Genomic DNA, 12,686 nt, shown 5'->3' on the forward strand with positions numbered 1-12,686 from the left:
TGCTTCCTTCTTGCAAGACAGGGCTATCGACTATGACTCGCAGCGGCGGGCTGCGTGCAAGCTGGGGCTGATCAAGCCCCGGCCTTGCACGTGATTCCGCCGTCGACAACGAGCTCGATGCCCGTCACGTATTTCGACTCGTCCGAGGCCAGGAACAGCGCGGCGTTGGCGACGTCGAATGCATCGCCCATATGGCCCATCGGCACCTGGGCGTCCCGCGCGCGCCACATCGCCTCGACATCGCCCTTGGCGTAGCTGGCGGCGAGGCCGGCGGAGTGCTCGACCATCGGCGTCTTCATCAGGCCGGGCAGGATCGCGTTGACCCGGACGTGATGGCGCGCGAACTCGATCGCTGTGGTGCGCGTCATCTGGTTCATCGCCGCTTTCGAGGCGCCGTAGGTAACGTAGGAGATGCCCATGTGGCGGATCGAGGCGATCGAGGAGATGTTGATGATCGAGCCGCCGCCCTGCTTCACCATAACAGGGATCACGTGCTTCATGGCGAGATAGGCGCTCTTGAGGTTGACGCTGAAGACGCGGTCCCAGCTGTCTTCGCTCACCTCCACCACGCTTCCCATCTCGGCGATGCCGACATTGTTGTCGAGCACGTCGATGCGGCCATAGGCCTTGAGGCACGCCGCGACCATCGCCTCGATCTCGGCAGGCCGCGCCACGTCGGCCGTGAACGCAATCGCCTTGCCGCCCTCGCCGCTGATGATCCTGGCGGTCTCCTCGGCCGCGGCACCGTTGCGATCGACGCAGAACACCTGCGCGCCCTCGCGCGCAAAGGTCACCGCGGTCGCCTTGCCGTTGCCCCAGCCGGGACCGATCGAGCCGGCCCCCACCACCATCGCAACCTTGCCCTTGAGCCGATCCATCGCGTGTCTCCCGTGTTGTTGTTCTTCTTGTAGCCCGGATGGAGCGCAGCGCAATCCGGGGCAGTGGTCCCGGATTACGCTTCCGCTCCATCCGGGCTACGGTTCTTTGCAGACGCTCAACGTGGTCACGTTAGCACCAATGGGATGCCCGACAATCTCCGACAATGTCCGGCACGTCCCGTCATGGCAGAGTCGCCATTCTCCGGCCGCGCCGGAATCGCCGAGCACCAATTCCGGCATCGGCGCACGCTGCGGCCGCCATTGAAACCAGCCGTCGACCAGCCGCGCCGCGGCCGGCGGCTCCATGCCGGGGCCGGTGCCCTTGACGCGGGCTTGCACCAGCTCGAGGCCGGCGGGCGTGAGGCGCCAGTCTTCCTGCCATTCGACCTTCGCGATCGAATGCGTCCAGACAAGCGTGAACGCGGACAGCGTCAGCGCTTTCACGCCGCCCGCTGTCGCAAGACAGAGGCTCACACCGCCTCGACCGGCGCCGGCGGACGCTGCCGCCATTGCCACAGCACCAGCGCGGCGGCGAGCACGAAGCCTGCAGTGTCGCTGAAGGGGAATTCGCCGAGCAGGCAGAACGCGGCGCCGAGCGCGACCAGGCGCTCGATCAGCGTCAGCCGCGTGAACAGGAAGCCGATCGCGGCCATGCCGAACAGGCCGATCGCCACCAGCGCCTTCAAGCTCGCCAGCGCCACCGCGCCGTAGAAGCCGAGCTTGGCCGCCATGGGATCGCCGGCCTGCAGCATCAAGGCCGGCGAATAGACGAAGATGAAGGGAATGACGTAGCCGGCGAGCGCGATGCGCATCGCCTCCCAGCCGATCTTGTCCGGGTTTTCCTTGGCGATTGGCGCGGCCGCAAGCGCGGCGAGCGCCACCGGCGGCGAGAGGTCGGCCATGATGCCGTAATAGAATGCGAACATGTGGCTCGCGATCAAGGGCACGCCGAGCTTGGCCAGCGCGGGAGCTGCGAGCGCGGCGGTGATGATGTAGGTCGGGATGGTGGGGATGCCGGTGCCGAGCAGGATCGACAGCAGCATGGTCATGACCAGCGCCAGGAACAGGCTCTTCTCGCCGAGCCCGATCACCCAGCCGCCGAAAATGGTGCCGACGCCGGTCTGCGACATCATGCCGATGATGACGCCGACGATCGCGCAGGCCATGCCGACGGTGATGGCGGATTTCGCGCTCTCGGCCAGCGCATCGCGGCAGGCGCGCAAGGCGGCAAAGCCGCCGCGCACGAACGCCGTGATCACGATCAGGCCGACCACGACGGTCGCGACCGGCACGATCTGGAGGCCGTCGCGCGACAATGCCGCGACGACGAGCGCGAGCCCGACCCAGAAGATGGTCCGGATCACGTTCGAGGAGGCGCCCGTCGTGATGGCGGTACCGAGGATCAGCGTCACGGTGAGCGCAAGGCCCATGCTGCCGGCATAGAGCGGCGTAAAACCCTCGAACAGCATGTAGACCAGCGCCGCGAGCGGCAGCACGAGGTACCAGCGCGTCACCAGCGCCTTCCAGGCGCTCGGGATCTCCGAGCGCTTCATGCCGACCAGGCCGTGCTTGCCGGCTTCCAAATGCACCATCCAGAACGCGGAGGCGAAATAGAGGATCGCGGGGATCGCGGCGGCCTTGACGATCTCCGAATATTGCACGCCGAGCGTCTCGGCCATGATGAAGGCGACCGCCCCCATCACCGGCGGCATGATCTGGCCGCCCATCGAGGCCGTCGCCTCGACGCCGGCCGCGAAGGCGCGGCGGTAGCCGAACCTGATCATCAAGGGAATCGTGAACTGGCCGACGGTGACGACGTTGGCGACGCCCGAGCCGGAGATGGTCCCCATCATGCCCGAGGCGAACACCGCGACCTTGGCAGGTCCACCGCGGGTGCGGCCGAACAGGCCGAGCGAGACATCGGTGAACAGCTGGATCATGCCGGCGCGCTCCAGGAACGAGCCGAACAGGATGAACAGGAAGATGTAGGTCGCGGAGACGTAGACCGGCACGCCGTAAAAGCCTTCGGTGCCGAACGACAGATGCGTGACGATCTGGTCGAAATCATAGCCGCGATGGTTGAGCGGCGACGGCAGGTACTGACCGAAGAACCAATAGACGAGACACGCACCGCACATCAGCGGCAGCGCCGCGCCCATCAGCCGCCGCGTGCCCTCGAAGATCAGCACCGCGAGTAGGGTGCCGACGGCGAGATCGAGCCTGGTCGGATCGCCATCGCGCGCGATCAGGTCGGCATAGAAGATCCATTGGTAGAGACCGCAGTAGAAGCCGGCGGCGCCGATCGCCCAGCCCAGCGCACGGCCGAAATTGCTCTTCGCGGTGAAGTTGGCGATCAGGCCGAAGGTGAGCAGGAGCAGGAAGCCGACATGGACGCCGCGCACCACCTGGCTCGGCAGATAGTTGAAGGCGGCGACGTAGAGCTGGAAGATCGCGAACGCGATGCCGATCCAGTAGGCGAGCCGGCCCCACCAGCCCGGGCCGAAGCCTTCTGGGAAGCCATGCTCGAAATTGTCGAACTCGACCTTGACCTTGTCGGGCGCGATCTCAGTCCCCTCTGCCTTTTCCAGCATCTCAGCCCATCCCCAATCGTCGAGCGCTTGTAGCATTGGCACGGTATGTCCCGAGCCGTCATGCCCGGGCTTGTCCCGGGCATCCACGAAACTTCCATGCACAGCCGCAGAACGTGGATGGCCGGGACAAGCCCGGCCATGACGTCCGACGACAGGAGCTGATTACTTGATCAGCCCCTTTTCCTTGTAATAGCGGATCGCGCCGGGGTGCAGCGGGACCGGGCTGCCGGTGGCGGCGGTCTCGAGCTTGATCTCCTTGCCGGCCGCGTGCGCAGTGACGAGTTCGGGCAGCGATTCATAGACCAGCTTGGTCATCTGGTAGGCGAGATCGTCCGAGACGGCGGAGCTCGTGACCAGATAATTGATCACGGCCGCAGTCGGCACGTCCTTGTCCTGGCCGGTATAGGTGTTGGCCGGAATAGTCGCCGCCACGAAGGGCGGGCCGATCTTGTCGACGGTCTCCTTCGGCACCGACACCACCGTGATCGGGCTCGAGGTCGAGAGGTCCTTCAGCGAGGCGACACCGAGCCCGGCCGATTGCAGCGTGGCGTTGAGCTGCCGGTTCTTCATGAGATCGACGGATTCGGCGAACGGCAGATATTCGACCTTGCCGAGCTCCTTGTAGCTCATGCCGGCAGCGGCCAGGATCGCGCGGGAGTTCAGCTCGGTGCCCGACTTCGGTGCACCGACCGACAGGCTCTTGCCCTTGAGGTCGGCGAGCGTCTTGATGCCGCTGTCGGCGGTCGCGACGATCTGGATGTAGTTCGGGTAGATCGCGCCGATGGTGCGGAGCTTGTCGAGCTTGGTCTTGAAGCCCGCCTCCTCCTCGCCCTCCCAGGCGGCTTTCAGCGAGTCGCCCAGCGTGAACGCCAGCTCGCCGCGGCCCTGCTGCAGCAGGATCAGGTTCTCGACCGACGCCTTGGTGGCCTGCACCTGCGTCTTCACGTTCGGAATCTTTTCGCCGTAGATCTTTCCGATCGCGACCCCGAGCGGATAGTAGACGCCGGAGGTGCCGCCGGTCAGCACGTTGATGAAGGATTGCGCCTGGGCGCAAGGTGCCGACGCCGCCAGAGCCAGAGCCGCGGCCGCGCCGAAAATCGTCCGTTTCATGGTTGTTGTTCTCCCCAAACCGGCGGCGAAATTGGCCGGATGAGGGATGCGGGTCAACCCATCCAAAAGGCAAAACAGGACTGCGGCAAAGGGCCGTTCCCGCTGGGTTTTTGGGAACCGGACGGTGCGGCGAGGTGGCGCAGCGGGACTGGAGTCGCGTTAGGTTCGAGTCGGAGCGGCTTGCTCGGTCACCTCTCCCGCTTGCGGGAGAGGTCGCGCCGAAGGCGCGGGTGAGGGTTTTCTCCTCTAGGAGATTGTCCCGATGCGGAGACACCTCTCCCCAGCCCTCCCCCGTAGGCGGGGCAGGGAGCGCACCGTCTACGCAGTGGCTATCGAGCGCTCGCTCACTGGAACGTCATGTCCAGGCATTTGGAGATGTCGGAGCCGAGGCCGGAGGAGATGGTGATGCAGCCGCGCACCTTCTGCGCGCCGACGTCGGCGGCCCAGACCGAATAGCCGCCGGGGCCGAAGAACGAATTGGTGTTCGGCGGCTCGGTCTCGGTGGCGTCGAAATCGTACTTGCCGTCGGTCTCGAAAATGCGCGGTTTCTTGGTGCAGCCGCCGTCGGTCTGGACGTTGATGACCTCCTTGTTGTCGCGGGTCAGCGCCAGGGAAACCTGGCAGCGGAAATATTCCGAGGTCTTGGTGTTGAAGAGATAGGTGTAGGACTTGCAGGTCGCCGTGTTCAGCTTGCCCGGGGCAAGGCCGCGGCTGCACGAAATCCGCTGGTTGTGGCTGAGCCGGTAGTCATCGGCTTGGGCGGCCGGCGCCAGCGCCGTGAGCAACAGCGCGGCAGCCGAGCAGGCTTTGACGACTAGGTTCATTCGAATCATCCCCACCAATATTTTTGTCGAGTTGCGTTCTAGACGGAAAGCGGAACATAGTCGCGAGGGGACGAAGGGAAAATCACAAACTGCTGGGCAAGACGTGATGCGCTGCGGCGCGTCGCAAGTTGACCGGGACGCATCGTTCGTGATTTGTTCAATCATGGAATGTCCCGATCTTGGGAGGATGGGATGACGGCATTTTCAATCAAGACATTTGCACTCGCAGCCGCGCTCGGCGCATTGGTAGCGCCCGCATTGGCGCAAACCGCAGCGACGCCCTGGGAGCTGAAGACCGACACCGGCTACGCCTACGACAGGGAGGGCAAGACCTATTCCTACAAGATGGGCACCAGCAACGCCGGCGAGCTCTTGAAGGGCGCCAAGAAGGTACCCAAGGGCACACTGTTCTTCATCGGCCAGAACGGCCAGCTCTACATGCGCACCGGCCCGTATCTGGAGGGTGACGGCAAGTTCAAGTTCGGGCCGGATCAGTAGAAGCTGCGATCACGGTGCGCTCCCTCGCCCCGTTCTTACAGGGCCGCGACGAGCTTCGCTCGCGCTGAGAGGGTTGGGGTGAGGGGCCTCTCTCCACGCATGAGATCGTCGAGGGACCTGTACCCCCTCACCCGGATTGCATCTGACGATGCAATCCGACCTCTCCCCGCAAGCGGGGAGAGGTGAAGAAAGCGCCAGCGTCCTAGAACGCCCCTGCCAATTCCCTTGCGCCGGGTTTGCCGCTGTTCACGTCCATGCGCTCGTCGGTCACGGCCAGCAGCTTCGCCACCGTGTTGTGGCGGATCGCGACTGGGTTGCGCTCATAGCCGCCGCGCTGGAAGAAATTCGAGGTCGGCACCCGCTCGCGCATCGCTTGCGGCATCGTCACCATGTCGAGGCCGGTGCCGTCGCCGGTGAGGTTCATCATCTCGAGCTCGGCCGCCGACAGCGGGCGCGAGTGTCCCTTGGCGCGGGCGAAATGCACCGAAGTCAGCAGCTTGTGGGTCTGCAGCATCGGTCCGATGTCAACGTCGAGCACCATCGCATGCATGGCCCAGCCCTGCGGGGTGGCGCCCATCTTCTCGTGCTCCGACCAGGTATCGGGCACCGACTTCGCGTGCGCCACCATCTTCTTCAGGACAGTGAGCTTGTGCTCGAGCGCATGCCGCGCCGGTCCAGATGTGCGCGTCACCTTCTCGGACAGCGCGCGGATCAGTTCATGGCCCTGCTCGGCGAGCAGCTCGACGCTGTTGGTGGTGAGCAGCTGGTTGTAGCCCATCGCGGTCGAGATCGCGCGCTTGCCGCCATGCTCGATGCCCGCCTGCACGTCGTAACTGCCGGTGCCGCCGGTCTCGAACGAATAGACCCGCACCGCCTGCTCGCGCGTCAGGCCATGGGCCAGAGCGTAGCGCGCATAGGCGCGCTTGAACTCGAGCTCGCTGGACGGGCGTTGCGGCGTGAACTGGTAGAGTTCCTGCGCCGCACGCAGGAAATCGGCGACCACGGGGATCGGTCTTCTCGCGGGGCGATCCGGCGTTTCCTCCGGCTCCGGATTCACCGGCTTCTTCGGCCCGGTATAGAGCGGCGGATGCTCCAGCACGTAGTCATCGAGCGTGATCTGCTGCCCATTGCGCCGCTTGGCGTTGCGGGCCTTCCGCTTCTCCGAGATCTGGCTCCAATAGGCGCCGGCCTCGGCATCGAAGGCGGCGCGCGCGGCCTGATATTCCGCGAGCTTGCGGCGATATTCGAGCACGGCCGGCGAAGCCCCCGCGCCTTGCGCGAAAAACTGCGACAGCAGCTGGGCGTTGGCATTGCGAACGGCGGGCGACAGCGCGTCGGCCTCGGCGCCGCGCGCCGCAGGCGAGATCAGGACGAGCGCGAGCGGAACCAGCGCCAATTTATTTCGAATCGAATGATGCATGCTGCCTTCTTAGCAGGCATCCGGTAACCGTCGCGTTAACGCGCCGTTTACCATCGTCACGTCCAGGCGAAGACCGGCTGTTCCAGGTCGGTGACGCGGGTGTGCCGCCCCGCCAGCACCTCGCGGAACTGGTAGATCAGCGCCGCGGTCGGGGCATGGATCAGGCTCATCTGGTGATGGAAGCGGATCACGCGGCGGTTGCTCTCGGGGATCTCCGTGAAATCGAAGGCATCGTCGCGCTCGATCGTGGCCAGCGCGATGCGATGGACGGAGGCGACCTCGTCCGGGTTCGGGCGGATCGCAGCACTATCGGCCGCCCAGACCACGACCGGCGTGATCAGATAGCCCGAGCGCGTCGGATAATCGTCGAGCAGGCCGAGCACCGCATCGGCTGACAGCGCGAGTGCGAGCTCCTCGTCGAGCTCGCGCAGCGCCGCCTCGACCGGCGTCTCGCCGGCATCGCAGCGTCCGCCGGGCAGCGCCCATTGGCCGCGATGGGCGCGCAGGTGCGAGGCGCGCCTGGTGAGCAGGAAGGCGGTGTCGCCACCGTCGTCGGATTCGGTTAGCGCCAGCACCACCGCGGCGCGCTTCAGCGCCGACGGCTCGGCTGTGTCGGGCAGCCGCGCGAAGGCCGCGCAGGCCTCTGCGATATTCCGTCTGGTGGCATCGTCGAACGTTCTCATGATGCTTGACTACACCAGGACTGCATCTGATGAAACGAGGAGACATCGCGTTGCAAGGACGAACGACGACATGACCAGCAAGGCCGCCGCAAGGTTGAAATCAGAGGGCTGGAGCATCCTGGAGACCACGGGCTTCCTGCATCTGATCGGCCCGTTGTGGGAGCGCAAGGTCGACGGTCATTACGAGTTCGCGCTCGCGACCGAGGACAAGCACCACAACCGCCGCGGCATGGTCCAGGGCGGCGTGATGATGACGTTCGCCGATCGCACCTGCGGCATGACGGCCCGTTACGTCTCCGGCAAGGAGTACTTGGCGACGGTGCAGCTCGACACCCATTTCGTCGAGGCCGGCCAGATCGGCGACACCCTGATCTCCCGCCCGCGCGTGGTGCGCTCGACCCGCAGCCTGATCTTCATGAGCACCGAGGTGACCGTGGACGACCGCTGCATCGTGATGGCGAACGGCGTGTTCAAGATCTTGAAGGGGCCGGGGTAGCGGGCGATCAGGCCGGCGCTGCTGCGCGCCACACCCGCAGCCGTCATTCCCCGCGAAGGCGGGGAATCCAGTACGTCGCGGCCCCTCGATCGATCACGACTGTCTCGGCGTACTGGATCGCCCGCCTTCGCGGGCGATGACACTGAATGTGAGGCGCAAACGTGCCCCACCGTCATTGCGAGCGCAGCGAAGCAATCCAGCATCCCTCCGCGGACACATCTCTGGATTGCTTCGCTGCGCTCGCAATGACGGACTTTGCTGGCTATGCTGCCGTCCACCAACATCGAGGACTCGCCCATGCAATACCGCCAGCTCGGCCGCAGCGGCCTCAAGGTCTCGCCGATTTGCCTGGGCACCATGATGTTCGGCGGGCCGACCGATGAGGCCACGTCGAAGCGGATCATCGACAAGGCACGCGATTCCGGGATCAATTTCATCGACACAGCGGACGCTTATTCCAAAGGCGCCTCCGAGGAGGTCGTCGGCCGCGCCATCGCGCGCAATCGTGGTGCCTGGGTGCTTGCCACAAAGCTCGCAAACCCCATGGGGGACGATCCCAATCGCGGCGGGCTGTCGCGGCGCTGGGTGTTGCAGGCGGCGGACGAGAGCTTGATGCGGCTCGGCACCGATCACATCGACATCTACTATCTGCACAAGGAAGACCATGCCACGCCGTTGGAGGAGACGGTGCGCGCCATGAGCGACCTGATCCACGCCGGCAAGGTGCGCTATTTCGGCGTCTCCAACTACCGCGCCTGGCGCGTCGCCGAGATCTGCAACATCTGCGACCGGCTCGGCATCGACCGGCCCGCGGTGAGCCAGCCTTATTACAACGCCATGAACCGCATGCCGGAGGTCGAGCACTTTCCGGCCTGCGCCTATTACGGTCTCGGCATCGTGCCCTACAGCCCGCTTGCGCGCGGCGTGCTCACCGGCAAGTACAGGGTGGATGCAGCGCCCGACAAGGAGACGCGCGCGGGGCGCAACGACACCCGCATGATGCAGACCGAATGGCGGCCGGAATCGCTCCAGCTTGCGCAGGAGATCAAGGCTCACGCCGAGACGAAAGGCATCACCGCCGGCCAGTTCGCGGTCGGCTGGGTGCTCAACTCCGCCTTCGTCTCGTCGGTGATCGCCGGTCCCCGCACCGAGGAGCAATGGGACGGCTACATCAGCGCGCTCGATTATCGTTTCACCGCGGAGGACGAGGCGCTGATCGACCGCCTGGTGACGCCAGGCCATCCCTCGACGCCAGGCTACAATGATCCGGCCTATCCGATCGAAGGCCGCCGCGCGCGGACGGCGTGAGGGGGGCCTTCGATGGCGCTTCAAGACCGCTACGGCCTGCCGCTCTCCACCACCTCGCACGAGGCAGCATCCGCCTATCGCGACGGCGTCGACCTCATGCTCGCGGGCTGGACCGGCACGGCGGAGATGCTGGAGCGCGCGATCGCGGCCGACCCTGATTTCGCGCTGGCCCACATCGCCCGCGGCCGCGTTCATGCCTTCTACCAGCAGGGCGATCTCGCGCGGCAAAAGGCGGCACGCGCGCGCGAGCTCGTGGCCGGGCGCGGCAGCGAGCGCGAGCGCTCGCATGTCGAGACGCTGGCGCTCGCGATCGAGGGCCGGCTGCCGGAGGCGATCGCATCGACGCTGAAGCATATCGACGCATGGCCCCGCGACGCATTGGTGCTGTCGCTGCCGCTTGGCGCGTTCGGCCTGTTCGCCTTCTCAGGCATGGCCGATCACGACCGCGCCCGGCACGAGCTCTGCGAGAACGTCGCGCAGCATTACGGCGAGGACTGGTGGTTCCTCACGATGTCCGGCTGGGCGATGACGGAGAATGGCGACGTCGCGCGCGGCCGCGCCGTCACCGAGCGCGGCTTCCATCTGCGCCGGGAAAATGCCCACGCCGCGCATGCGGTGCTGCATGCGATGTTCGAGGATGGATCGATTGAGGACGCCGATCGTCTCGTCGACGAATGGCTCCCGGCTTACGACCGCGCCGGCATCCTCCACGGCCATATAAGCTGGCATCAGGCGCTCGGCGCGCTCGAGCATGGCGATGCGGCGCGGGCGCTCGCGATCTATGCCGACGTGCTTCGGCCCACTGCCACGCAGGCGCCGCCGCTCAACGTCATCACCGACAGCGCTTCGCTGCTGTGGCGCCTGTCGATGTACGGTCATGCGGTGCCGAAGGCGCTGTGGCAGGAAGCCGACGCCGCCGCGCAAAAACTGTTTCCGAAATCGAGCCTGTCCTTTGCCGACGTCCACATGGCGCTATTCGCAGCCGCGACGCAGAATCGCGAAGCGCTCGCCGCCCGCCTTGCGGCGATCGAGCAGCGGCTTGCCGACGGCAAGCTGCCGGCGGGGCCTGTGGTGCCGGCGATCTTCCGCGCACTCGCGGCTTTCGCCGATGAGGATTACCGGACTTGCGTGCAGATGCTCGCGCCGGTGCTCGGCGAGGTCGTGCGCATCGGCGGCAGCCACGCCCAGCGCGAGCTGATCGAGGACACCTATATCGTCGCGCTCATGCGCAGCGGTGAGCTGCCCCGCGCCCGCGCCGTGCTGGACGCCCGCCTCCACCGCCGCCCCTCCTTCCGCGACAGGCGCTGGCAGGCGGCGATGGGTTAGGTTATTGTTTGAGCATGAGCCTTTCGGAAAACCGCTACGCACTTTTCCGGATCATGCCACGAAAAAAACACCGCCCTGATGGCATGTGCCCGCCGGGATGGATCGGGCGATTTGAACGAATCGCCGTCGGGGTGGCCGTGGTGGTATTCCAGACGGGATTTGCAGCACAAACGGGATCGCAACCAATTTGCGGCTCGATGGCTATGGTGCGGAACTCTTCCGCCATGGCCCCCTGGCTCATGAGCCCGACGATGCGCCTTCGCCGATTGGTCCTCGCCGCGCTGCTCGTGCTTGCGGCAAGTCCTTGTTTTGCCGAGACTTCCAAACCGATTCCGGTCAACAATCCGCCGGCGCGGCCGAACGCCTTCATCGATCTCCTGGCGCTGATGTCCGGCCACTGCAAGACGTTCAGGGTCGCGGGCCGCACCTTGCCGTGCAAGACGGTGGCCTATGCCCATGGCGACACGGGCCGGGTCAATTTCGCGGTCGCGGTCGACGATCCCTCCGATGACAGCCACGTGGTGTCGTTCTCCGGCGAGAACGGCAAGCGCGCCGACGACAATTCCTACGAGCTGCGGATCGACCGCGTGCTGCTCAACTCCAAGAACCGCCCCAAGGTCGACGGCCTGCCGGTGCCGGCCGAGCAGACCTCGACCGGCATCTGCCGCCAGACCGGCAACTTCGCCGCCAGAAAGGTGAACGACGTCACCTGCTCGGCGACCGACAGCGAGGGCCGCAAGTACGAGCTGCTGTTCGTCTCCGACGGCACGCCGGTCAGCGTGCGCCGCATCCGCCAGTCGGCCCCGTCGATCCAGGACCCGTTCAAGTAGTCCGTGTCCGCTGGCGTCAACGTGTGCGATCGCGATGATGCCACGGAGCCCTGGCACTGCGCTCAGCTATCACGGTCGTACATTCATCGCAGACAGGACGCGATCCTCGCTGCGCTCTCCGAGCGGCACCGCTTTCCTAATCCGCATCCGTGATAGTTGCGAAAATCTACATGCGCCACTCTCGTGTCCCGGACTCGCACCGCATCGTCGAAGAGACGCTGCGCTGCGTCCGGGGCACGAGTCGCAAGCCACGGCTCTTCATGCGACGATAGATCGCGCGGCCTTCGCTCGTTCACGAACGTTAACGTGCGTTCATCGGGGAACTGAAAATCTGCGTCGTTTCGACGCCCGCAGTGGCTGGAACGCGCGGGATACTCATGTGTTGTCACACGACCTTCAACTGGAGTGATGACATGAAATATCTCATTGCCGCGATCGCCCTTGGTGCTGCGGCGTTGGCCGGTGGATCGGCGAGCGCGGCCGGCAATACAAGTGCCAAGCAGACCGCGCAGGAAAGCCAGACCACCGACATCAGCGCGCACCGCAGGCATTACCGCCACCATCATCATTGGCGGCATCATCACGGCTATTACCGGCCGTATTACAGGAGCTACGGTTATTACCCGCGGCACCACGGCTATTACGGCGGCGGGCCCTACGGCTATTACGGCGGAGGCCCCGGCGTGACGTTCAGCTTCGGCGGCGGCCGCTGGTAAGTTCTG

At 65.4% G+C, this 12,686-nt stretch carries 13 protein-coding genes; 6 read left to right on the forward strand and 7 right to left on the reverse strand.

Features of this window, described 5'->3' with window-relative positions; translation table 11 throughout:
• Window positions 1-71: 71 nt before the first annotated feature.
• The 5 genes from ACTEK7_RS24955 to ACTEK7_RS24975 all read right to left on the reverse strand — a co-directional run bounded on the left by ACTEK7_RS24955 (window position 72) and on the right by ACTEK7_RS24975 (window position 5,403).
• Window positions 72-878: an SDR family NAD(P)-dependent oxidoreductase gene (locus tag ACTEK7_RS24955; RefSeq protein ID WP_225147331.1), complete on the reverse strand. Its 807-nt coding sequence runs from the start codon at window positions 876-878 to the stop codon at window positions 72-74.
• Between the two features lie 96 nt (window positions 879-974).
• Entirely contained in the window at window positions 975-1,388 is a 414-nt protein-coding gene (locus ACTEK7_RS24960; RefSeq protein WP_225147330.1) for a DUF1850 domain-containing protein, read from the reverse strand.
• Window positions 1,349-3,469, reverse strand: coding sequence for a TRAP transporter permease (locus ACTEK7_RS24965; RefSeq protein WP_036039900.1), 2,121 nt, complete (start codon window positions 3,467-3,469; stop codon window positions 1,349-1,351). The genes ACTEK7_RS24960 and ACTEK7_RS24965 overlap by 40 nt, the downstream gene beginning before the upstream one ends.
• Before the next feature lie 162 nt (window positions 3,470-3,631).
• On the reverse strand, window positions 3,632-4,579 hold the full coding sequence (locus tag ACTEK7_RS24970; protein WP_036027036.1) for a TAXI family TRAP transporter solute-binding subunit: 948 nt from the start codon (window positions 4,577-4,579) through the stop codon (window positions 3,632-3,634).
• Window positions 4,580-4,923: 344 nt separating this feature from the next.
• Window positions 4,924-5,403 (reverse strand): hypothetical protein, encoded by a 480-nt coding sequence (locus ACTEK7_RS24975; RefSeq protein WP_225147329.1) that lies wholly within the window; start codon window positions 5,401-5,403, stop codon window positions 4,924-4,926.
• Window positions 5,404-5,595: 192 nt separating this feature from the next.
• Here ACTEK7_RS24975 and ACTEK7_RS24980 point away from each other — a divergent pair, with 192 nt between their 5' ends.
• Window positions 5,596-5,901 carry a hypothetical protein gene (locus tag ACTEK7_RS24980; protein WP_036014324.1) on the forward strand — a complete coding sequence of 102 codons (306 nt, stop codon included), beginning with the start codon at window positions 5,596-5,598 and terminating at the stop codon, window positions 5,899-5,901.
• 202 nt (window positions 5,902-6,103) lie between these two features.
• On the opposite strand, the gene ACTEK7_RS24985 is transcribed toward ACTEK7_RS24980, so the two are convergent.
• The gene (locus ACTEK7_RS24985; protein WP_225147328.1) at window positions 6,104-7,321 is read right to left on the reverse strand and encodes a hypothetical protein; all 1,218 of its coding nucleotides are present in this window, start codon (window positions 7,319-7,321) and stop codon (window positions 6,104-6,106) included.
• Between the two features lie 56 nt (window positions 7,322-7,377).
• The gene (locus ACTEK7_RS24990; RefSeq protein WP_225147327.1) at window positions 7,378-8,004 is read right to left on the reverse strand and encodes an NUDIX hydrolase; all 627 of its coding nucleotides are present in this window, start codon (window positions 8,002-8,004) and stop codon (window positions 7,378-7,380) included.
• Between the two features lie 70 nt (window positions 8,005-8,074).
• On the opposite strand from ACTEK7_RS24990, the gene ACTEK7_RS24995 reads away from it, so the two are divergent.
• The 5 genes from ACTEK7_RS24995 (at window position 8,075) to ACTEK7_RS25015 (ending at window position 12,680) form a co-directional block, all read left to right on the forward strand.
• A complete protein-coding gene (locus ACTEK7_RS24995) occupies window positions 8,075-8,500 on the forward strand; it encodes a PaaI family thioesterase (RefSeq protein ID WP_036014328.1) in 426 nt (141 codons plus the stop codon).
• A gap of 297 nt (window positions 8,501-8,797) precedes the next feature.
• Window positions 8,798-9,808 carry an aldo/keto reductase gene (locus ACTEK7_RS25000; RefSeq protein ID WP_036027041.1) on the forward strand — a complete coding sequence of 337 codons (1,011 nt, stop codon included), beginning with the start codon at window positions 8,798-8,800 and terminating at the stop codon, window positions 9,806-9,808.
• Between the two features lie 12 nt (window positions 9,809-9,820).
• Entirely contained in the window at window positions 9,821-11,134 is a 1,314-nt protein-coding gene (locus ACTEK7_RS25005) for a tetratricopeptide repeat protein (RefSeq protein ID WP_225147326.1), read from the forward strand.
• Window positions 11,135-11,385: 251 nt separating this feature from the next.
• Window positions 11,386-11,964 (forward strand): hypothetical protein, encoded by a 579-nt coding sequence (locus tag ACTEK7_RS25010; RefSeq protein ID WP_225147325.1) that lies wholly within the window; start codon window positions 11,386-11,388, stop codon window positions 11,962-11,964.
• Between the two features lie 413 nt (window positions 11,965-12,377).
• The gene (locus ACTEK7_RS25015; RefSeq protein ID WP_036027019.1) at window positions 12,378-12,680 is read left to right on the forward strand and encodes a hypothetical protein; all 303 of its coding nucleotides are present in this window, start codon (window positions 12,378-12,380) and stop codon (window positions 12,678-12,680) included.
• Window positions 12,681-12,686 lie beyond the last annotated feature (6 nt).

The organism is Bradyrhizobium sp. JHI2711 (assembly GCF_056156565.1).